The 19,659-nt window shown below is 72.4% G+C and carries 20 protein-coding genes and 1 pseudogene; 8 read left to right on the forward strand and 13 right to left on the reverse strand.

The genetic code is table 11. The annotated features are described in order from the left end of the window. Positions 1-11: 11 nt before the first annotated feature. Both AB0C62_RS30580 and AB0C62_RS30585 read right to left on the reverse strand, forming a co-directional pair. Positions 12-557 (reverse strand): hypothetical protein, encoded by a 546-nt coding sequence (locus tag AB0C62_RS30580; RefSeq protein WP_362978626.1) that lies wholly within the window; start codon positions 555-557, stop codon positions 12-14. A gap of 222 nt (positions 558-779) precedes the next feature. Beyond that, positions 780-1,763: a fibronectin type III domain-containing protein gene (locus AB0C62_RS30585; RefSeq protein ID WP_362978628.1), complete on the reverse strand. Its 984-nt coding sequence runs from the start codon at positions 1,761-1,763 to the stop codon at positions 780-782. A 406-nt stretch (positions 1,764-2,169) separates the two neighbouring features. On the opposite strand from AB0C62_RS30585, the gene AB0C62_RS30590 reads away from it, so the two are divergent. Beyond that, complete coding sequence (locus AB0C62_RS30590; protein ID WP_362978630.1) at positions 2,170-2,877, forward strand: glycoside hydrolase family 75 protein; 708 nt, start codon at positions 2,170-2,172, stop codon at positions 2,875-2,877. Positions 2,878-2,950: 73 nt separating this feature from the next. Here AB0C62_RS30590 and AB0C62_RS30595 read toward each other — a convergent pair. Continuing rightward, positions 2,951-3,101, reverse strand: a pseudogene (locus AB0C62_RS30595) (3-ketoacyl-ACP reductase); the annotation flags it as partial. Between the two features lie 168 nt (positions 3,102-3,269). On the opposite strand from AB0C62_RS30595, the gene AB0C62_RS30600 reads away from it, so the two are divergent. Further along, on the forward strand, positions 3,270-3,932 hold the full coding sequence (locus AB0C62_RS30600; protein WP_362978632.1) for a TetR/AcrR family transcriptional regulator: 663 nt from the start codon (positions 3,270-3,272) through the stop codon (positions 3,930-3,932). 117 nt (positions 3,933-4,049) lie between these two features. On the opposite strand, the gene AB0C62_RS30605 is transcribed toward AB0C62_RS30600, so the two are convergent. From AB0C62_RS30605 to AB0C62_RS30620, 4 genes are all read right to left on the reverse strand, one after another. Continuing rightward, positions 4,050-4,484 carry a PTS fructose transporter subunit IIA gene (locus AB0C62_RS30605; protein WP_362978634.1) on the reverse strand — a complete coding sequence of 145 codons (435 nt, stop codon included), beginning with the start codon at positions 4,482-4,484 and terminating at the stop codon, positions 4,050-4,052. Next, the gene (gene dhaL / locus AB0C62_RS30610; RefSeq protein WP_362978636.1) at positions 4,477-5,076 is read right to left on the reverse strand and encodes a dihydroxyacetone kinase subunit DhaL; all 600 of its coding nucleotides are present in this window, start codon (positions 5,074-5,076) and stop codon (positions 4,477-4,479) included. Before dhaL ends, AB0C62_RS30605 begins: the two co-directional genes overlap by 8 nt. A gap of 160 nt (positions 5,077-5,236) precedes the next feature. Further along, positions 5,237-6,229 carry a dihydroxyacetone kinase subunit DhaK gene (dhaK, locus tag AB0C62_RS30615; protein ID WP_362978638.1) on the reverse strand — a complete coding sequence of 331 codons (993 nt, stop codon included), beginning with the start codon at positions 6,227-6,229 and terminating at the stop codon, positions 5,237-5,239. A gap of 346 nt (positions 6,230-6,575) precedes the next feature. Beyond that, positions 6,576-7,757, reverse strand: coding sequence for an acyl-CoA dehydrogenase family protein (locus tag AB0C62_RS30620; protein WP_362978640.1), 1,182 nt, complete (start codon positions 7,755-7,757; stop codon positions 6,576-6,578). Positions 7,758-8,088: 331 nt separating this feature from the next. Here AB0C62_RS30620 and AB0C62_RS30625 point away from each other — a divergent pair, with 331 nt between their 5' ends. Next, positions 8,089-8,661 carry a TetR/AcrR family transcriptional regulator gene (locus AB0C62_RS30625; RefSeq protein WP_362978642.1) on the forward strand — a complete coding sequence of 191 codons (573 nt, stop codon included), beginning with the start codon at positions 8,089-8,091 and terminating at the stop codon, positions 8,659-8,661. Positions 8,662-8,761: 100 nt separating this feature from the next. Here the strand turns inward: AB0C62_RS30625 and AB0C62_RS30630 are convergent, their stop codons facing one another. The 3 genes from AB0C62_RS30630 to AB0C62_RS30640 are packed head-to-tail and all read right to left on the reverse strand — an operon-like array spanning position 8,762 to position 11,783. Beyond that, positions 8,762-9,682 (reverse strand): ATP-binding cassette domain-containing protein, encoded by a 921-nt coding sequence (locus tag AB0C62_RS30630; RefSeq protein ID WP_362978644.1) that lies wholly within the window; start codon positions 9,680-9,682, stop codon positions 8,762-8,764. 8 nt (positions 9,683-9,690) lie between these two features. Further along, positions 9,691-10,767, reverse strand: a complete 1,077-nt coding sequence (locus AB0C62_RS30635) for an ABC transporter permease (protein ID WP_362978646.1) — start codon at positions 10,765-10,767, stop codon at positions 9,691-9,693. Continuing rightward, complete coding sequence (locus tag AB0C62_RS30640; protein WP_362978648.1) at positions 10,764-11,783, reverse strand: sugar ABC transporter substrate-binding protein; 1,020 nt, start codon at positions 11,781-11,783, stop codon at positions 10,764-10,766. Before AB0C62_RS30640 ends, AB0C62_RS30635 begins: the two co-directional genes overlap by 4 nt. A gap of 371 nt (positions 11,784-12,154) precedes the next feature. Between AB0C62_RS30640 and AB0C62_RS30645 the strand changes: the two genes are divergently transcribed. From AB0C62_RS30645 to iolD, 3 genes are all read left to right on the forward strand, one after another. Then, complete coding sequence (locus AB0C62_RS30645) at positions 12,155-13,033, forward strand: deoxyribose-phosphate aldolase (RefSeq protein ID WP_362978650.1); 879 nt, start codon at positions 12,155-12,157, stop codon at positions 13,031-13,033. Positions 13,034-13,226: 193 nt separating this feature from the next. Beyond that, complete coding sequence (iolB, locus tag AB0C62_RS30650) at positions 13,227-14,111, forward strand: 5-deoxy-glucuronate isomerase (RefSeq protein ID WP_362978652.1); 885 nt, start codon at positions 13,227-13,229, stop codon at positions 14,109-14,111. 79 nt (positions 14,112-14,190) lie between these two features. Continuing rightward, on the forward strand, positions 14,191-15,981 hold the full coding sequence (iolD, locus tag AB0C62_RS30655; RefSeq protein WP_362978654.1) for a 3D-(3,5/4)-trihydroxycyclohexane-1,2-dione acylhydrolase (decyclizing): 1,791 nt from the start codon (positions 14,191-14,193) through the stop codon (positions 15,979-15,981). 61 nt (positions 15,982-16,042) lie between these two features. On the opposite strand, the gene AB0C62_RS30660 is transcribed toward iolD, so the two are convergent. The 3 genes from AB0C62_RS30660 to AB0C62_RS30670 form a co-directional block, all read right to left on the reverse strand. Beyond that, positions 16,043-17,200, reverse strand: coding sequence for a Gfo/Idh/MocA family oxidoreductase (locus AB0C62_RS30660; protein WP_362978656.1), 1,158 nt, complete (start codon positions 17,198-17,200; stop codon positions 16,043-16,045). A gap of 108 nt (positions 17,201-17,308) precedes the next feature. Next, on the reverse strand, positions 17,309-18,004 hold the full coding sequence (locus AB0C62_RS30665) for a type 1 glutamine amidotransferase domain-containing protein (protein ID WP_362978658.1): 696 nt from the start codon (positions 18,002-18,004) through the stop codon (positions 17,309-17,311). A 176-nt stretch (positions 18,005-18,180) separates the two neighbouring features. Continuing rightward, entirely contained in the window at positions 18,181-18,744 is a 564-nt protein-coding gene (locus AB0C62_RS30670) for a PadR family transcriptional regulator (protein WP_362978660.1), read from the reverse strand. A gap of 82 nt (positions 18,745-18,826) precedes the next feature. Here AB0C62_RS30670 and AB0C62_RS30675 point away from each other — a divergent pair, with 82 nt between their 5' ends. Together AB0C62_RS30675 and AB0C62_RS30680 are read left to right on the forward strand one after the other, a co-directional pair. After that, complete coding sequence (locus AB0C62_RS30675) at positions 18,827-19,219, forward strand: nuclear transport factor 2 family protein (RefSeq protein ID WP_362978662.1); 393 nt, start codon at positions 18,827-18,829, stop codon at positions 19,217-19,219. A 51-nt stretch (positions 19,220-19,270) separates the two neighbouring features. Continuing rightward, the gene (locus AB0C62_RS30680) at positions 19,271-19,645 is read left to right on the forward strand and encodes a four-helix bundle copper-binding protein (protein ID WP_362978664.1); all 375 of its coding nucleotides are present in this window, start codon (positions 19,271-19,273) and stop codon (positions 19,643-19,645) included. Positions 19,646-19,659 lie beyond the last annotated feature (14 nt).

A 19,659-nucleotide genomic window follows, 5' to 3' on the forward strand; every position in this document is an offset into this window, starting at 1 on the left:
CGGGTGCCCGATCAGAGGCGGTGAGGCTTGGAACGGCGGCGCAGGAACCAGGCCGCCGCCACCGTGCCGGTCACGACCAGGGCCGCGCCTCCGGCGACGGTGGCCGTGCCGTAGTCCTTCACGGCGCCGCCGAGGCCGCCCATGACGCCGCGTGACGGCGAGGCCGAGGCGGTCGCCGAGATCGTGGGGGTCGAGGGGGCCGAGACGATGATGGACTGGGTGCCCGCCGTCGACCCGTCCCCGCACACGACGATGACCGTGTAGGTGCCGGCGCCCACGCCCGTCCAGGACGCGGACTGACTGCTGCTGGTGCCCGTGAGCGACATCTGTCGCCCCTGCGCGAAGTTCGCCTGTCCGCTGGAGAGCAGCGAGGCGTTGCCGAAGCTGCTCCCGTTGCTGGGGCAGGCGCTGGTGGTGACCGAGACCGAGGTACCGCTGGTGCTCACCGAGATCCCGGAACCCCATGCGACGGCCGCAGGAGCGGCCAGGGTGAGCGGAAGCGCAGCGGCGGCGGCCACGGTCAGGCCCGAGCGGAGAAGTGTCTGAGTGGTACGCATAGGAACTGCCCTCCAGCGGCACGGTTGGCGGTACTTCCCATGCGCCGCCGAGGATCGGAAGGCCCGTGCTGCCTCAGGGAGAGCAAAAGCGCCCCGGGCCCGGCCCGCACGCGGACGGGGACCGGGCAGGTGACGGATTCCATCGTCCGGCGGACCGTGGAGGGTGTTTCCGGCCCGGCCGCCCGGCGAAGACCGCACCCCGCCGGGACCGTCGCGCGGGCGTCAGCTCCCGGTCTTCACCGAGCGTTCCGCCGAGAACCCGCCCCAGGTGCCGTCGGGCAGTTTCGCCCTGAGACGGACCCGGTGTGCCACGCCGGCCTGGCGGCCGACGTAGAAGCTGTAGGTGGCGGTGCCGTGGGGCGGGTTGCCGCCCCAGACGAGCGAGGTCGCGGCGTGTCCGTCGAGATGGATCTGGTATTCGCTGATCACGCCGTCCACTGCGGGCGCGATCCAGGACAGGTCGATGTAGTACGCCCCGTCCGCCCGGTGGGTCGTCGCGCGGAAGGCGGTCGGTGCCGTGCCCCGGCCGTCGTCGGAACCCGGCGCGGTGGTGAGCCGGACGGTCGCACTCGCCGGTGAGGTGTTGTCCGCCGCGTCGCGGGCGCGCACGGTGAAGGCGTAGGCCGTGCCGGGCCGCAGCCCCGTGACCACCGTCGCCGTCTGCGCGCCACCGACGCTGTGGATCTTCGACGTGCCCTGGTAGACGTCGTACGAGGCCACGCCGCCCTTGTCCGTCGACCGGGTCCACGAGAGCTGGACCGCCCGGCTGCCGACCGCCTTGCCGTGCGGGCCGCCGGGGCGGGTGGGCGGCGTGCTGTCCGCCGCGACCGCGGCGGGGGTGGTGGCCCGCACCCGTTTGCTCGCCGGTCCCGAGGCCCCGGCGGAGTTCCGCGCCCGGACCGTGAAGACGTAGGCGGTGGACGGTTCGAGCCGGGTGACGTCCACCATGTGCTCGGAGCCGGGGACCTCCTCGACCTTGGTGTTCCCGCGGTACACGGCGTAGTGGGTGACGGGCGGGTCCTCGGCCGCCAGGTTCCACATGACGTGGACGCTGGTCGCGCTGCCCGCCGCGGCGGTCACACCGAGCGGCGCCGCGGGCAGTCGCTCGCCCTGCTCCGCTGACGGCGCACCCCATCCGCAGGAGGGGAGGACGAACAGCGCGCCGCACACCAGCACGCGCAGGACGGTGGGGGAAACGCCTCGCACGGGGCCGCCTTCCCTCGACGGGATTGGTCTGTACCTATAAGACACGGCTGACGCGGCCACATCAAGAGGGGTGACGGGTCGATGGCCGGAGTATTCGGGAGGTACGTATGCTGATCCTGACGCGGCCTGAACTCGCCCTGCTCTCAGGGGAGTTCCTGCCCACGGCGCGGACCCGCTGTCGTCGCTGATCCCGCGCCGGCGCGTGCGGTCGAGTGGCCGGAGTCGACTGTGGCTCGGGCCCTCGACCGTGCGGCGCCCGCCGAGAGCCTGCCGGCACGCCCCGGATCCACCGCCTCGGCCCCGAGGTCCGCGTGCATCGTCCGGCCCCCCTCCGGTGGACGCACCGTCAGAGGCCCACCACATTGGGGCAGGTGACTCCGTGTCCCCCAGGAGAGGGTCTCCCATCGTGCGTGTCCAGTCGCTGACGCTGGCCGCGGCCGCCGCCGCCCTGCTCGCCTCCGCCCCGGCGGCGCTGCCCTCGGCCCCCACGGTCGGCCACCCGGGCAGCCGCGCCCCGGCGGCCCGGGAGGGCACCGTCGGAGCCGCCGACCTGCTGGCGAAGACGCGCGACTGCGCTCCGGTCTCCAAGGGGCGCTACCGCACCGACGACGGCACCCCCGCCGACATCGCGGTCTGCGGCACCGGGAGCGCCGTCTTCTGGAAGGCCGACATGGACATCGACTGCGACGGGAGACCGGGCAGCCTGTGCAACAGCCGCACCGACCCGCTCTTCTCCGACGCCACGGCCTTCCAGCAGTCCGACGGCCGATACCTGAGCGCCGAGACCCTGCCCTACGTCGTCGTCCCGGCCGCGAGCGGCATCTGGAACCACCGGGACCACGGCATCGGGGCCGGCTCGGTGGCCGCCGTGATCTACCGCGACCGTGTCCAGTACGCCGTCGTCGGCGACACCGGCCCGAGCGACATCATCGGTGAGGCCTCGTACGCGACGGCCAAGGCCCTCGGGATCCGCCCCGACCCGCGCGGCGGCGGCACCCCGTCGGGGGTCACCTACATCGTCTTCAAGAACTCCCGGGTCTCACCCATCGAGGACCACGCCGCCGCGGTGACGGCGGGGGAGCGACTGGCCCGGACGTTCGTGACCGGAGGCTGAGCCCACCGCCGCGCCCCAACCACCCGCGTGGTGACGGGCGTTCGCCGGTGCGGTGGTGCGGTACACCGTGCTGGGCGGCGCTGCCGCGCGGGCCCGCCTCGGAGGCGGTGGTGACGATGGCAGTCCGGCCCGCGGCCGGCATGTGCGGCAGTACCGCCGACCCGCTCCCACTCCGTGTCGCTCACCTCGGCCACCGCCGACATGCGCTCCGTGATCCCTACATGCGTGCTCCCGGAGGTGCGCACGAGGGCGTGGCGAAGGTGTCGCGCGGTAACGGTGGGACTTGATGTCACTGAAGGACAGAAAGTCTCGGAGGTCGCGGGGAGATCGCTACACTCGGGCCCCGCCCCCGGCCCCGGGCGGCGGACGCGGGCGGATCCGAGGAGTCAGCGGTGTCGGACGGTTCGAACGGCGATCACGCGGGACGGGTTCGCGGCCGCACCGGCCGGCCACCGCTCACCGACGAGCGAAGGGCCGCGTTCCGCCAGGAGATCGCCCGCGCGGCGGTGGAACTCTTCGTCGACCAGGGCGTCACCGCCACCACCGGGGAGCAGATCGCCCAGGTCGTCGGCGTCTCGTCGCGGACCCTGTGGCGCTACTTCCCGAGCAAGGAGAGCTGCGTCAGCCCGCTGTTCGCGGCCGGGATCGACGCGATCGCCGCGGCCCTGCGGGCCTGGCCCGAGGGAGGTCCGCTGGAGGACGCGTTGGAGCGCGCCACGAGCGGCGAGGGCCTGACACCGCTCCCGCAGCTCCCGCGGGTCCGCGCGCTGCTGCGGCTCACCCGCACCGAACCCGGACTGCGGGCCGTCTGGCTCCAGGCCCACGACGACGCCGAGCCGGCATTCGCCCGCGCCCTCGCCGACCGGGCCGGGCTCGACTCCGTCGACCTGCGCTCGGAGATCCAGGCGGCCATGCTCAACGCGGCACTGCGCGCGGCGGTCGAGCACTACGCCTGGCGCACCGACGCGGACGAGCCCGGCCCGGAGACCGCGCACTCCGAGGTGACCGCGACCGTCCGTTCGGCCCTCGGCGTGGCGGCGCGAGGTATCTCCTGACCCGAAGCACCGAAGCACCGAAGCACCGACCCGCCGACCCGCCGGTACGGCGACGGCCGCGACGCGGACTCCGTCGCGGCCGCTGAGACGCCTCGGACTCTCCAGGGTCTGTCGTCCTCACTCCTTGCGGTAGCTGTACGCCTCCGCTGCCGCCGCCTCCACCGCGGCGAGGTCGCCGCCGGCCGACGCCGTGACCACCGCGGCCACCGCACCCTCGACGAACGGGGCGTCCACCAGGCGGGTGTTGTCGGGGAGTTCGTCGCCTTCGGCGAGCAGCGCCTTGACCGTCAGCACGGCGCTGCCCAGGTCCATGAGCACGGCCACGCCGGCGCCTCCGTCGACGGAGGCGGCCGCCGCGGCGATGAGTTCCGAACTGGTGCCGAGACCGCCGTCCGTCGTGCCGCCCGCCGCGGCGACGGGAGCGGTCGTGCCGCCTCCGGCCAGGCCCGTCGCCAGCTCGGCGACGGACGACGCGACGGCGGCACTGTGGGAGACCAGCACGACGCCCACGAGTTTTGCGGTGGTCTGACTGGTGTTCGTGGTGTCACTCACCGGCCGCCTCCACGAGTGCTCCGATCAGCAGCGACGCGGATGTCGCGCCGGGGTCCTGATGGCCGATGCTGCGTTCGCCCAGGTAGCTCGCCCGGCCCTTGCGCGCCTGGAGCGGAGTCGTCGCCGCCGCGCCCTCCTCGGCCGCCGCCTTCGCGGCCACGAACGACTCGCTCAGCGCGTCGACGGCGGGAACCAGCGCGTCGATCATGGTCTTGTCGCCCGGCGCTGCTCCGCCCAGCGCCATGACCGCGTCGACGCCCGCGCGCAGCGCGTCCGCGAGCTGTTCCTCGCTGACCTCGCCGGTGTCCCCGAGCGCCTTGCCGGTCCGGCGCAGCAGCGTTCCGTACAGCGGCCCGGACGCGCCACCGACCGTCGAGATCAGCGTCCTGCCGGCCAGCGTGAGCACGCCGCCGGGGGTGTCCGGGGCCTCCTTCTCCAGCGTGGCCACCACGGCGACGAATCCGCGCTGCAGATTGCTGCCGTGGTCGGCGTCGCCGATCGGCGAGTCCAGGTCGGTGAGCCGCTGTGCCTCGCGGTCCACGGACGCGGCGGTCGCCGTCATCCAACGGCGGAAGAAGTCGGCGTCGAGCACGGAATCTCCTTGCGTGGTGCGGAAGGTGACGTGAAGTCGGCCGCTTGACCCCCGGTGGCGGCCGACTTCCTGTTGACCGGGTTCACGGCCACCGGGGCGGTGACCGGGTTGTCGGGCTGCCCGGTTGTCTGGCGGCCTGTCCTCATCGTGCCGACCGCGTTCACACGCCCCAGCGCAGGCCCGGCGTCTTCACCGGCGCGTCCCACAGGCGCAGCAGCTCCTCGTCGACCTGGCACAGCGTCACCGAGGCGCCGGCCATGTCCAGCGAGGTGACGTAGTTGCCGACCAGCGTGCGGGCCACCGCGACGCCGCGCTCGGTCAGGACACGCTGCACCTCGGCGTTGAAGCCGTACAGCTCCAGCAGGGGAGTGGCGCCCATGCCGTTCACCAGGACCAGCACCGGGTTGCGCGGCGTGAGGTCCTCCAGGATCGCCTGCACGGAGAAGTCGGCGATCTCCCGCGACGTCATCATCGCGCGCCGTTCCCGTCCCGGCTCGCCGTGGATGCCGACGCCGAGCTCCAGCTCCCCGGCCGGCAGGTCGAAGGTCGGACTGCCCTTGGCCGGAGTCGTGCAGGCGCTGAGGGCGACGCCGAAACTGCGCGAGTTCTCGTTGACCTGCGTGGCCAGCGCCTGGACACGGTCGAGGGGCGCGCCTTCCTCGGCGGCGGCGCCCGCGATCTTCTCGACGAAGAGGGTCGCGCCCGTGCCGCGACGGCCGGCCGTGTACAGGCTGTCCGTGACGGCCACGTCGTCGTTGACGAGCACCTTGGCGATCTGGATGCCCTCGTCCTCGGCCAGCTCGGCCGCCATGTCGAAGTTCAGGACGTCGCCGGTGTAGTTCTTCACGATGAAGAGCACGCCGGCGCCGCTGTTCACGGCCGCCGCCGCCCGCAGCATCTGGTCCGGCACCGGCGAGGTGAAGACCTCGCCGGGACAGGCCGCTGACAGCATGCCGGGTCCCACGAATCCCCCGTGCAGCGGCTCGTGCCCGGAACCACCGCCGGAGACGAGGCCCACCTTTCCCGCGACCGGGGCGTCCCGGCGGACGATCACGCGGTTCTCGACGTCCACCGTCAGCTCGGGATGAGCCGCCGCCATGCCCCGCAGCGCGTCCGCGACCACCGTCTCCGGCACGTTGATGAGCATCTTCATGGGAACCTCCTGGTGAGAAGAGTCGCTGGGCTCCTTCTCCCATAATGCCCACGTTTGGGGCAGGTCCGTCGGTCGGGGGCCGCGGCGCGGCCCCGCTCGGGCCGACGCGGGCCGGAGGGGACCGGCCCCGCCCGCCGCGAACGCGCCCGACCGGCCGGCCGTCCCGGCCGGCGAGCGGATCGGCGGTGCGAGGAGCTCACCCTCGGAAGTATCGGCGCTGGGACGGCGATGGTCACGTGCGCGGACGTCCTTCGGTGCACGCGACGTACACCGGCACCGGTCCGGCACGCTTCCGGTACGCCGTCCTCGCGTCCGGCGGGCCCGGGCACGCCGGACGGGCCGAGCCCTACTTCGTCGCGTTGCGCACCTGGAGGGTGCCGCGTTCGCTCTCCTTCAGTCCGCGGCCGATGATCAGGCGCTGGATCTGGTTGGTGCCCTCGAAGATCTGCATCACCTTGGCCTCGCGCATGTAGCGCTCGACCGGGAAGTCGCGGGTGTAGCCCGCGCCGCCCAGCACCTGGACCGCGTCGGTGGTGACCTTCATGGCGTTGTCGGTCGCGATGAGCTTGGCGATCGAGGCCTCGGACTGGAAGGGCAGACCCTCGTCCTTCAGCCGGGCGGCGGCCAGCGTGGTGGCCCGTGAGGCCTGGACCGCGGCGGCCATGTCGGCGAGGACGAAGGCGAGGCCCTGGTGCTCGATGATGGGCCGGCCGAACGTCTCACGCTCCCGTGAGTAGCGCAGGGCGTGGTCCAGCGCGCCCTGGGAGAGGCCGGTGGCCACCGCGGCGATGCCGAGCCGTCCGCAGTCCAGTCCGGCGAAGGCGATCCGCAGGCCCTCGCCCTCCTCGCCCAGCCGGCGGCCGGCGGGGACCCGGGCGTTCTCGAAGCGGACCGTGGCGGTCGCGGACCCGGTCAGGCCCATCTTCTGCTCCGGGGGATCGGCCACCACGCCCGGTGTGTCGGCGGGGACGAGGAAACACGAGATGGCGTGCGAGCCGGAGTCCGAGGTGCGCGCCATGACCGTGTAGAAGTCCGCGTGGCCGCCGTGGGTCGTCCAGGCCTTGGCGCCGTTCAGTACGTAGTCGTCGCCGTCCCGTACGGCCCGGGTGCGCATCGCTCCCGGGTCGGAGCCGGCATGCGCCTCGGACAGGCAATAGGCGCCGAGCAGCTCGCCGCCGAGCATGTCGGGCAGCCACTCCTTCTTCTGCTCCGCGGTGCCGAACGCCGCCAGCGCGTAGCAGGACAGCGCGTGCACCGAGATGCCGACGGCCACGCTCGCCCACACGGCCGCGATCTCCTCCAGCACCTGGAGGTAGACCTCGTACGGCTGGTCGCCGCCGCCGTACTCCTCGGGGTACGGCAGGCTCAGCAGTCCGGCCTGCCCGAGCGTGCGGAAGACGTCACGGGGGAAGCGTCCCTCGGCCTCGGCCTCGGCGACACGCGGCGCGAGCTCCTTCTCGGCGAGCTCGCGCGTCAGGGCGATCAGGTCGACGGCTTCCGGTGAGGGGAGCGTGCGGGTCGCGGGCATGGGACGTCCTCGGGGGTGCGGTCCCGCGCTGCGGGATTTTGATACTCCAGGCGATACAAGAGTATCGTTTTTGGTACCGCTCGGCCATGGGTGACCGCACCCGTGTGCCGGGAGGCTGATCCCGGGTGTCGAGGGCCCGGGTGTCGAGGACCAGGGTGTCGAGGGTCGGGGTGTCGAGGGTCGGGCGGACCGGTGTCCCCGCGCCCGCCCGTCACCACCGGGGTCCCCGCTGAGCGCTCGCCGCCGGGTCGCCGGGCGGGCTCCGCCGTGCCCCGCCGCTCCCTCCCAGGGGTGACGGTTGTCTCCCAGGGGGAGCGGTTACGCTGAGATCATGCCGTCCCCTCGCCGCACCGCGCGTCAGACCGACCTGTTGGAACGGCTCGTCGCGCTGCTGGTGGCGGAGGGGTTCGCGGCCTTCACGCTCGACGAGCTGACCGAGCGGCTGCGCTGCTCGAAGACGACGCTGTACCAACTGGCCGGCAGCAAGCAGGAGTTGGTGCGCGAGGCGGTGAAGCACTACTTCCGCGAGGCCGCCCAGTGCGTCGAGAAGCAGGTCGCCGACACCTCCGCGCCCTCCGAGCGGGTGGTGGTCTATCTGAGCGCGGTCGCCCAGCAGCTGAGGCCGCTGTCCCGTCGGTTCCTCGACGACATGGCCGGGTTCGAGCCGGCCCGCGAGGTGTACGAGGCCAACACGCGCCTCGCCGCGGCCAGGATCCGGCAGCTGATCGCGGACGGCGTCACCGCGGGAGCCTTCCGGGACGTCCACGCAGCCTTCGTCGGCGAGGTCGTCGCCGCCACCATGCAGGAGATCCAGCGCGGCGAGGTGGCCGCGCGCACGGGGCTGAGTGACGCCGAGGCGTACGCCGAGCTGGCGTCCCTGATCGTCCACGCCGTCTCTCCCTGACGGGCGCCCCCGCCCCGGCGGAATGGTGAGCGTCCGCGCCTCAGGAAGTCCCGTCCCTGACGGGCGCCCACGCCCCGGCGGAACGGTGAGCGCCCGCGCCTCAGGAAGTCCCGTCCGTCGTGGCCGGCGCCCGGGTCGGCGTGCGCAGGTCGTCCGCCTCCGGCAGCCCCGCCACGTCGACGCCACGCACCTGCGCCAACTCGTGCTTGAGCGCGGCGAGTTCCGTGCCACCCGCCATGTGGTGGGTGAGGTCCTCCAGGCTCACCTCGCTGCGGGCGGCGCTGAGTTCGAGGGTGCCGAGGCGCAGCACGCTGAAGTGGTCGCCGACCATGTAGGCGTGGTGCGGGTTGTGGGTGATGAAGATGACGCCGAGGCCCCGCTCCCGGGCGGCCGCGATGTACTTCAGGACGACACCGGACTGCTTGACGCCGAGCGCGGCGGTCGGCTCGTCGAGGAGGAGGACACGCGCGCCGAAGTGGACGGCGCGGGCGATCGCCACGGACTGGCGCTGGCCGCCGGAGAGCGTGCCGATCGGCTGGTCGAGGTCGTCGAGGGCGATCCCCATGGTGCGCAGTTCCTCGTCCGCGGTCCGCCTCATCCGCGCGATGTCGAGACGGCGCACGGGCCACGGGCCCTTCGTCAGCTCGGAGCCGAGGAAGAAGTTCCGCCACACCGGCATCAACGGCACCGTCGCCAGGTCCTGGTAGACGGTCGCGATGCCCTTGGCGAGCGCCTCGCGCGGAGTGCCGAAGCGCACCGCCGTGCCGTCCACGAGGAACTCGCCCTCGGTGTGCCGGTGCAGCCCGGAGATGATCTTGATGAGGGTGGACTTGCCGGCGCCGTTGTCGCCCAGGACACAGGTCACGCGCCCGGGGTGGACGGTCAGGGAGACCCCGTGCAGGGCGCGGACGTTGCCGTACGACTTGCCGGCCCCGCGCAGTTCGACGATCGCGCCGGTGCTCTCCTCGGGCGGGGTGTCCGGGAGGACCGCGCCCGATGCTCCGGGTCCGTTGGCTGTCATGGGTCGGTTCACCTCCGGGTCGCCGTGCGGCGGACCAGCAGATTGACGAGCGTGGCGCCGAGCAGCATCACGCCGAGGAAGGCCTTGAACCAGTCGGGGTTCCAACCGGCGTACACGATCCCCTGGTTGACCATGCCGAACATGAAGGCGCCGAAGACCGGGCCGATCGCCGAGCCGTAGCCGCCGGTGAGCAGACACCCGCCGATCACAGCGGCGGCGATGTAGATCAGCTCCTGGCCGACGCCTTCACCCGACTGCACGGTGTTGAAGGAGAAGAGCTGGTGCATGCCGACGAACCAGGCGCCGAACCCGACCGCCATGAACAGTGTGATCTTGGTGAACGTCACCGGGACGCCGACCGCGCGGGCGCTGCCCTGGTCACCGCCGACCGCGAAGACCCAGTTGCCGTACTTGGTGCGCAGCAGCACCCAGGTGGCCAGCGCGGCGAAGACCAGCCACCAGACGACGGTGATCTTCACCTGGACGCCGCCGACGTCGAAGGACGAGGCGAAGATCTTCTTTGCCTGGCCGAAGCCGTCCATGGTGCTGATGTCGTCGGTGGCGACATTGCCGGTGACCAGCTTGGTGACGGCGAGGTTCACGCCCTGAAGGATGAGGAAGGTGCCGAGCGTGACGAGAAAGCTGGGCAGCCCGGTGCGGACCATCATCCAGCCGTTGAACGCCCCGATCGCGAGCGAGGCGACGAGCGCGACGATCACACCCACCCATATGTTCATGGTGAGTTCGTAGCTGAGCATGCTCGCGGTCAGCGCCGAGGTGATCACCGCGACGCCGGACGACAGGTCGAACTCGCCGCCGATCATCAGGAGGGCGACGGGCAGGGCCATGATGCCGATCGTCGACGACTGGTAGAGCACGGTCGCCATCGAGGCGCCCGAGCGCACCGGCGGCGCAGCGATCAGGAAGAAGACGAACACGGCGGCCGCGCCGAGGAAGACCCCGACCTCCGGGCGGGCGAGCAGTCGCAGGGTGAGGGGGCGTCGCGCGCTGTGCCCCTCGGTCTGCGGGGGGCCGGGATCCGGCGGCGCGCTCACCGCCGGTTCGGCCTGTCGGGCGCCCATCACCTGGTGCCCTTCGTGGCGAACCTGGCCACGGAGTCGGCGTTGTTCTTGTCGACGAAGGCCGGACCGGTCAGGGTCGGCTGCTCGCCGCCACCGCTGTAGTTGCCGTTGTTCTTGTAGAGCCACAGCGAGTCCACCGCCAAGTAGCCCTGCAGATAGGGCTGCTGGTCGACGGCGAACTCGATGGTGCCTTTGCTGATGGCGCCCGTGAGTTCCTTGTTGAGGTCGAAGGTGGCGATCTTCGCCTTGCTGCCGGCGTCACCGACCGACTGCACGGCGGTCAGGGCGTAGGGGGCGCCGAGCGTGACGACGTAGTCGATCGCCGTGTCCTGCTTGAGTTTCGCGGTGATCGTCGATTTCACGGACGGCATGTCGGTGCCGTTGACGTAGAGCGTCTCGGTCTTCCCGCCGAACGTCTTCTTCACGCCGTCGCAGCGCTGGGTGAGCCCGACGTTGCCCTGCTCGTGGACCACGCAGACGGCCTTCTTGGCGCCCTCGGCGTTCAGCCGCTTGCCGAGGGCCTCGCCCGCGACGGTCTCGTCCTGGCCGAAGAACTCCATCAGCCCGAGCTGCTTCCAGTCGCTGACACCGGAGTTGAGGCCCACGACCGGTATGCCGGCCGACGTCGCCTTGCCCACCACGGCCTTCATGGCGCCGGGCTTGGCGAGGGTGATCGCGATGCCGTCGACCTTCTGGTCGATCGCGTTCTGCACGAGGTTGGCCTGACTGCCGGCGTTCGGGTCGGCGGAGTAGACGAGCTTGATGTTGTCCTTGGCGGCGGCGGCATCCGCCCCCTTGCGGACGATGTCCCAGAACGTGTCCCCTGGAGCCTGATGGGTGATCAGGGCCACTGTCATGCCTGGGGTGTCGGCCTTGCCGGCTGCGGCGCCGTCCGCGCTCTCCTCGGCCTTCTTGCCACCCGAGCCGCTGGAGCAGCCGGCGGCGAGCAGGGCGGAGGCGGCGGCCAGGGCCACGAGGGGAGCGATTCTCCGTGAACGGGGGTGGGGCGTGCGATCCATCTTTCCAGCACCTCACTGTGCGGCCGGGGAAAGGGAACGGGGCGGCGCCGGGAGCGGGGCCCGTACGGGACCCGGACGGCGAGGTCCGGGCGTGAGCCGGTGGAGCGGCGGTTCGTTGGGACGGGATACAAGCCCCTGGAGCACCCGGCTGTCAAGACTTTGTTAAGACATCATTTCAGAAGCAGGTCCGAATGTCCGTACAAAGTCTTGACAGTGGAGAGCCACGGGTCCTAGACCTGGATCCACCGGGCGTCCCGTCGCCCCGTCCTCCCCATCGGGAGCGTCACGCCGGCCCGGGCCGGCCACCCCCGGCCCGCCACCGAGGCGCGTGTGAACGGGCTGACCGACGCCACCCCCGAACGGAGCCCGACGTGAGCATCACCATCCCCGACCTCGTCACGGTGCGCGCCCGCCACCCCGAGGCCATCGCCGAAGCGGCCGCCCGCCGGACCCGGCGCCCCCTCGTCGGTCCCACCGGACGCCTGATGATCGTGGCCGCCGACCACCCGGCGCGCGGTGCCCTCGGCGTCGGAGACCGCCGGTTCGCCATGGCCAACCGCGCCGACCTCCTCGAACGGCTCTGCGTCGCGCTGTCCCGGCCCGGCGTCGACGGCGTGCTCGCGACCGCCGACATCCTGGAGGACCTGCTGCTGCTCGGCGTCCTGGAGGACAGGGTCGTGATGGGTTCCCTGAACCGGGGCGGACTCGCCGGTGCCTCCTTCGAGTTGGACGACCGCTTCACCGGCCACCGTCCCGAGGACATCGAGCGGCACCGCTTCGACGCCGGCAAGCTCCTGCTGCGTATCGACCACGAGGACCCCGGCTCGTTGCGGACCCTGGCCACCGCCGCCGGCGCCGTCGACGCCATGGCGTCACGCCGACTGCCGCTGTTCGTCGAGCCGTTCATCACCCGCCGGGCGGCGGGCGAGGTCCGCAACGACCTCGGTGCCGAGGCCGTGACCCGCTCCATCGCCATCGCCTCGGGACTCGGCGGCACCTCCGCGTACACCTGGCTCAAACTGCCGGTCACCAGCGACCCCGACGACATGGCCCAGGTCCTCGAGACCTCGACCCTGCCCGCCGTCTTGCTCGGCGGCGAGGTCGGCAGGGACCAGGAGGCCGCCTACGAGCGATGGCGCAAGGCGCTGCGACTCCCCACCGTGCAGGGCATGGTCGTCGGCCGCTCGCTGCTCTACCCCGCCGAGGGCGATGTGGAGACGGCGGTCGACACCGCGGTCGCCCTGCTCTGAAAGTCCGTACGCCCTGTGCGCCAAAGCGGGTACGGGTATCCCGGGCAGGTCGCGGACCCGCACCGCTCCGGCCCGACCCGCGGACCCTCGCGAACGCACCTGCCCCGGAAGGAAGTCACCCGCCACCGAAGCCCCACCGAGCCGCAGCCACTCGTACCGCGACACCACGCGCACCCCGTACAGGAGCCACCCGATGACCACCGCACACCATCTGCCCGCCGGAAAGACCGGCACCGACGTCTACGCCGTCGAGGTCTCGCCCGCCTCGGCCGGCTGGGCCCACTCGTCCCTGCGGGTACTGGAACTGCCGCCCGGTGGCCGCCACACGTTCGCCACCGGCGACAGCGAGTGGATCGTCCTCCCGCTCGCGGGCGGCTGCGCCGTCGTGGTCGACGACGACACCTTCCCGCTGGCCGGGCGGACCGGTGTGTTCGAGGGCGTGACCGACTTCGCGTACGTCCCGCGCGACGCCCAGGTCGCGATCACCTCCCGTGACGGCGGCCGGTTCGCGTTGACCGGTGCCCGCTGCGACCGCCGGCTGCCGGCCCGTCACGTTCCCGCGTCCTCGGTGCCGGTCGAGCTGCGCGGCACCGGCACCTGCTCGCGGCAGGTCAACAACTTCGGCGCGGCGGGGGTCCTCGACTGCGACCGGCTCATCGCCGTCGAGGTGATCACACCGGGCGGCAACTGGTCCTCCTTCCCGCCGCACAAGCACGACGAGCACCGGCCCGGCGAGGAGTCCGAGCTGGAGGAGATCTACTACTTCGAGTTCGCCGCGCACGAGGGCATCCCCGGCCTCGGCTACCAGCGGGTCTCGCCCTCCGGTCACGGCACCGGAACCGACGTCCTCGCCGAGGTGCGCGACGGTGACGTCGTGCTCATCCCGGACGGCTGGCACGGCCCCTCGATGGCCGTACCGGGCCACCACATGTACTACCTCAACGTCATGGCGGGCCCCGATCCCGACCGCGCCTGGCTGATCCGCGACCACCCCGACCACGCCTGGATCCGCGCCACCTGGCCCGACCAGTCCGTCGACCCCCGACTGCCCCTCTACACCGCCCCCGAGAGGTCATGATGAGCACGACCACCCGCCGGCTGACGACGGCCAGGCACTCGTCCGCTTCCTGGCCGCGCAGTTCAGCGAGCGCGACGGGGTGCGCCGTCGGCTCATCACCGGCACCTGGGGAATCTTCGGCCACGGCAACGTGGCGGGCATCGGCCAGGCGCTCCTGGAGGCCGGCGAGGACGTGATGCCGTTCCACCAGGGCCGCAACGAACAGGCCATGGTGCACGCGGCCGTCGGTCACGCCCGCCACCTCAACCGCCTCTCCGCCCAGGCCGTCACCACGTCGATCGGACCCGGAGCCACGAACCTCGTCACCGGCGCGGCCCTCGCGACGATCAACCGTCTCCCCGTCCTGCTGCTGCCCGGCGACTACTTCGCGACGCGCCCCGCCGACCCGCTGCTCCAACAACTGGAGCACCCCGTCGAGGCCGACCTGTCCGTCAACGACACCCTGCGTCCCGTGTCGCGGTACTTCGACCGCGTCACACGCCCCGAGACGCTGATCCCGTCCGCGCTGAACGCGATGCGCGTCCTCACCGACCCGGCAGAGACGGGCGCCGTCACCCTCGCCCTGCCGCAGGACGTGCAGGCGCAGGCCCACGACTGGCCCGAGGAGTTCTTCGCCGAACGCGTCTGGCGGGTCCGCCGTCCCGCGCCCGACCCGGTCGAACTCGCCGCGGCCGTCGGGGCGATCCGCAGGGCCCGGCGCCCGCTGATCGTGGCCGGCGGGGGAGTGCACCACAGCGAGGCCGAGGCGGCGCTCCAGGCGCTGGTCGACGCCACCGGCATCCCCGTCGCCTCCACCCAGGCGGGCAAGGGATCCCTGCGGCACGACCACCCCGCCGACCTCGGCGGCATCGGTCACACCGGCACCGCCGTCAGCGACGACTTCGCCCGGACCGCCGATCTGGTCATCGGCGTCGGCACCCGATACAGCGACTTCACCACCGCCTCGGGCACCCTCTTCCAGCATCCTGCCGCCCGGTTCGTCAACCTGAACATCACCGCCCTCGACGCCCACAAGCTGGCCGCCCGCCCCCTCGTCGCGGACGCCCGGACCGGCCTCACGGCCCTCGCCCAGGCACTGTCCGGCCACCGCGTCGAGGCCTCCTACGAGGCCGAGTACCGCGCGGGACGGGCGCGTTGGGACGCCGTGGTGGACGCGGCCTACGCGGCCGAGGACTCCGCGGTGCCCACCCAGACCCAGGTCCTCGGCGCGCTCGACGCGGTCGTCGGCGACGACGACGTGGTCATCAACGCGGCCGGATCACTCCCCGGCGACCTGCACAAACTGTGGCGGACCCGCAGCCCGCGCCAGTACCACCTGGAGTACGGATACTCCTGCATGGGCTACGAGATCCCGGCGGCCATCGGTGTCCAGCTCGCCGCCCCGGACACCGCCGTCTGGTCCCTCGTCGGCGACGGCACGTACCTGATGATGCCGACCGAGATCGTCACCGCCGTGCAGGAACGACTGCCCGTCAACCTGGTCCTCGTCCAGAACCACGGGTACGCCTCCATCGGCGGCCTGTCCGAGGAGACCGGCGGCGAGCGCTTCGGCACGGCCTACCGTTACCGCGCGGCCGACGGCACCTTCACCGGTGACCCGCTGCCCGTCGACCTCGCCGCCAACGCCGCCAGCCTCGGCATGGACGTCATCCGGGCCAAGACCGTGGGGGAACTGCGCGAGGCGCTCGCCGCGGCCCGTGCCTCGGACCGGCCGACCTGCGTCCACGTCGAGACCGACCCGGCGCCCACCGCACCGCCCGCGGCGGCCTGGTGGGACGTGCCCGTCGCCGAGGTCGCCTCGCGCGAGGCCGCGTCGGCCGCCCGCGAACGCTACGACCGTGAGGTGGCGGCCCGCCGCCACCACCTCTGACCCCGGTGCGTACGGAGCGCCTCGCGCACGCACCGCCCGCCCGCCCGCCCGGAGTGAGCCTTCACCCGCCGACGGCGACCCAGCCGCCCGACGCCGCGGAGCGTGCCATCGCGTCGAGCGCCGTCGCGCTGCGGACGGCGTCGTCCGGCGTGGCGCCGTAGGACACGCCGTCCGCGATGGACCTCAGGAAGGTGTACGCCTCGATGACCTTGAGGTCGTCGTAGCCCATGCTGTTCGCCGCGCCCGGCTGGAACGCGCCGTACTCCCCGGCGCCCGGACCGACGTACACGGTGCTGACCGGCTGGTCCTGGTAGCCGGTGCCGCGGCTGACCCCCAGTTCGCCCATGCGGCGGAAGTCCCAGAACACCGCGCCCTTCGTACCGTGGACCTCGAAGCCGTAGTTGTTCTGCTCGCCCACCGAGACCCGGCACGCCTCCAGGACACCGCGGGCCCCGGAGGCGAAGCGCAGCAGGCAGTTGACGTAGTCCTCGTTCTCCACCGGCCCGAGGTCACCGCCGGTCGCGCGGGCGTGGCCCGCCGTGGCCCCGGCGGGACGGGGCCGCCGGGGCACGAACACCGCGGTGTCCGCCGCCAGCGCCTCGATCTCGCCGAGCAGGAAGCGGGCCAGGTCGACGCCGTGCGACGCCAGGTCGCCGAGGACTCCGCTGCCGCCCCGCTCCCGTTCGAAGCGCCAGGTGAGCGCCGACTCCGGGTGTGCCGCGTAGTCGCTGAAGAGCCGCACGCGCGCGTGCGTGACGTCGCCGAGCTCGCCGGAGGCGATCAGTTCACGGGCGGCCACGACGGCGGGCGCGCAACGGTAGTTGAAGCCGACCGTGCCCCGGACCCCTGCCGCGGCCACCGCCTCCGCGACCGCCCGGGCGTCGTCGGCGTCCCGTCCCACCGGCTTCTCGATCCAGAGGTGTCTGCCGGCCTCCGCCACGGCCGTGCCGATCTCACGGTGCAGGAAGTTCGGCGCGGTGACGCTCACGGCCTCGACCCGGGGGTCGGCGAGGATCTCGCGCCAGTCGCGGGCGGCGATGGCGAAGCCGTGGCGCTCCGCCGCCTCCTCGGCCCGGCCGGGCACCTCGTCGGCGACAGCAACCAGCGCGGGCCGCAGGGCGAGCCCCGGGAAATGGTGCGGCACGCGCGCGTAGGCCCGGGTGTGCACCCGGCCCATCCAGCCGAACCCCACGACGGCGACGCCGAGCGTACGCATCACGACTGCCCCTTCCTCGGACCGGTCCGGCACCCGCGTCGCACGGCTGGGCGGCGCAGGGTGTGTCAGCGGTCGCCGAGGGTCTTCCACGACCGGTCGGCCGTCATGCGCTCAGGCCAGCCTCTTCAGCAGCTCCGTGGCGAGCGGGGCGGCGGAAGCGGGGTTCTGACCGGTCACGAGGTTGCGGTCGACGACGACCTTCGGGGCCCACGCCTCGCCCTCCTGGAAGTCGACGCCGGCGTCGACGAGCCGGTCCTGGAGCAGCCACGCGGCCTTGTCCGCGAAACCGGCCTGCGTCTCCTCGGCGTTGGTGAACGCCGTCACCCGGTAGCCCGCGAACGCGTTGGAGCCGTCGTCCCGGGTCGCCGCCAGCAGGGCCGCCGGACCGTGGCAGACGACGCCGAGCGGCTTGCCCGACTCCAGCGCCGCGGTGAGCAGCCCGCCCGAGTCGGTGTCGACCGACAGGTCCTCCATCGGACCGTGGCCGCCCGGGTAGAACACGGCGTCGTAGTCGTCGAGGTCCACCTCCGACAGCTTGACCGGGTGCTTCAGCTCGCTCATGGACGCGACGGTGCGCGCGACCCGGTCGGAGCCCTCCTGGCCGCCGTTGAGCTCGGGCGCCAGGCTGCCCTGGTCCATCGTCGGCTCCACCCCGCCCGGCGTGGCGACGACCACGTCGTGACCGGCGGCCCTGAAAGCCTCGTACGGGGCCGCGGCCTCCTCGGCCCAGAAGCCGGTGGGGTGCCGGGTGCCGTCGGCGAGCGTCCAGTGATCGGCGCCGGTCATCACAAAGAGGATCTTCGACATGGTGCGTCCTTCCGGGTGTGCGGACCCTGCTGGGCCGTGGTTCCGGCTACCCGTCCAGGTGTTCCGCACACGGATCGTCGGGGGCGGTTGCCTCCTCGACCGTAGGCGGGGAGGCCGTGGGAGACCAACCGGGGTGCGCCGGGCGATCCCGGACGACCACCCGCGCCACGGACGCCCTACCGCGGCACGGACGCGCGGCGTTCCAGGACGAGCAGCGCCTGTTCCGCCCACGCGATGTTCGCCTGCTCGAAGGCGCGTCCCCCCAGGAGGGTGAGGTAGGGGCCGACACGCTCGGCGGTGGCCAGGTACACCTCCTCGGTCCGACCGTCGAGCAGGCGGGTGCCGATCCGGTCGTAGTGCGCCAGCTTGGCGCGCGCCGTTTCCAGCCGCTCGGCGATCGCCGCCCGTACGGCGTCGGCGTCCCCCTCGTCGAGGGCGTACACCTTGACCATCAGCTCGTCGCGCAGGGCGGTGGGCCGCGCCGGCGCCGCGGTGAAGGAGGCCAGCGTGTCCAGGCCCGTCGCGGTCAGGGAGAACACCCGTTTGTTGGGCCGGCGCTCCTGGCGTACCAGCCGGGCCTCGATGAGCCCCTCGGACTCCATGCGGTCCAGCTCGCGGTACAGCTGCTGCGGAGTCGCCATCCAGAAGTTGGCCACCGAGGCGTCGAACCCCTTGGCCAGGTCGTACCCCGACGCCTCGCCCTCCAGGAGCGCGGCCAGTACCGCGTGTCGCAATGCCATCCGCCAAGGCTAGACGGCATACACGGGCACGACTAATCTTATCCGCACCTAATCAATTAGTTGACTATGAGAGGTGGGCGTGATGAACGCGTTCCGCAAGGCCGTGGAGGCCGGGGACCTCGCCGCTGTCGAGGAGCTGCTGGCCGACGACGTCGTGTTCACCAGCCCCGTCGCCTTCAAGCCCTACCCGGGCAAGCCGATCACCGCGGCCATCCTGCGGGGCGTCTGGCGCGTCTTCAGCGACTTCCGCTACGTGCGGGAGATCGCCGGGGCCGACGGCCGGGACCACGCGCTCGTCTTCACCGCCAAGGTGGGCGACAAGGAGATCAACGGCTGCGACTTCCTGCACTTCGACGAGGACGGCCGGATCGACGAACTCACGGTGATGGTGCGCCCGTTGTCGGCGGCTCAGGCGCTGTCCGCCGCGATGGGCGCGGAGTTCGAGCAGATCTCCCGGGAGGCGGCCGGCGCGTGAGGCATCCCTCCCGCGCCGTTTGAACCGACTCCCTGCGGCTACACGGTTGTTGTGACTTCCACGACATCCCAGCAGGAGCTCTTCCGCTTCCTGGAGGACCGCTTCGTCTGCGCCCAGGCCTGCAGCCAATGCGCCCGGGCCTGCGCGCTGCGCGCGAGCCTCATGAATCCCGACGGGCCCGAGGACCAGGCTCTCGTACGGCGCAAGGGCGTGCTGTGCGCGGAGGTCTGCGAGGCGACCTGCCACCTGCTCTCCCGGCAGGTCGGGCAGGACGAGCGCGACGTCCGGGCCCAGTTGGAGTGGTGCCGTGACGTCTGCCTGGAGTGCGCGGAGGTCTTCGACGGCTTCCCCGGCGCGGAGGGCTCGGCCAAGACCTGCCGCGAGTGCGCGCAGGCCTGCGCGGACTTCCTCGCCACCCTGAGCTGACCGCGCGGACGCGC

The organism is Streptomyces sp. NPDC048643 (assembly GCF_040650615.1).
Classification (GTDB): domain Bacteria; phylum Actinomycetota; class Actinomycetes; order Streptomycetales; family Streptomycetaceae; genus Streptomyces.

What these genes read in the sequence shown, in the direction of transcription:
- AB0C62_RS30580 (WP_362978626.1), bottom strand. Translation starts at nt 557, where the DNA reads ATGCGTACCACTCAGACACTTCTCCGCTCGGGCCTGACCGTGGCCGCC.
- dhaK (WP_362978638.1), bottom strand. Translation starts at nt 6,229, where the DNA reads ATGAAGATGCTCATCAACGTGCCGGAGACGGTGGTCGCGGACGCGCTG.
- AB0C62_RS30620 (WP_362978640.1), bottom strand. Translation starts at nt 7,757, where the DNA reads ATGCCCGCGACCCGCACGCTCCCCTCACCGGAAGCCGTCGACCTGATC.
- AB0C62_RS30625 (WP_362978642.1), top strand. Translation starts at nt 8,089, where the DNA reads ATGCCGTCCCCTCGCCGCACCGCGCGTCAGACCGACCTGTTGGAACGG.
- AB0C62_RS30630 (WP_362978644.1), bottom strand. Translation starts at nt 9,682, where the DNA reads ATGACAGCCAACGGACCCGGAGCATCGGGCGCGGTCCTCCCGGACACC.
- AB0C62_RS30640 (WP_362978648.1), bottom strand. Translation starts at nt 11,783, where the DNA reads ATGGATCGCACGCCCCACCCCCGTTCACGGAGAATCGCTCCCCTCGTG.
- iolB (WP_362978652.1), top strand. Translation starts at nt 13,227, where the DNA reads ATGACCACCGCACACCATCTGCCCGCCGGAAAGACCGGCACCGACGTC.
- AB0C62_RS30665 (WP_362978658.1), bottom strand. Translation starts at nt 18,004, where the DNA reads ATGTCGAAGATCCTCTTTGTGATGACCGGCGCCGATCACTGGACGCTC.
- AB0C62_RS30670 (WP_362978660.1), bottom strand. Translation starts at nt 18,744, where the DNA reads ATGGCATTGCGACACGCGGTACTGGCCGCGCTCCTGGAGGGCGAGGCG.
- AB0C62_RS30675 (WP_362978662.1), top strand. Translation starts at nt 18,827, where the DNA reads ATGAACGCGTTCCGCAAGGCCGTGGAGGCCGGGGACCTCGCCGCTGTC.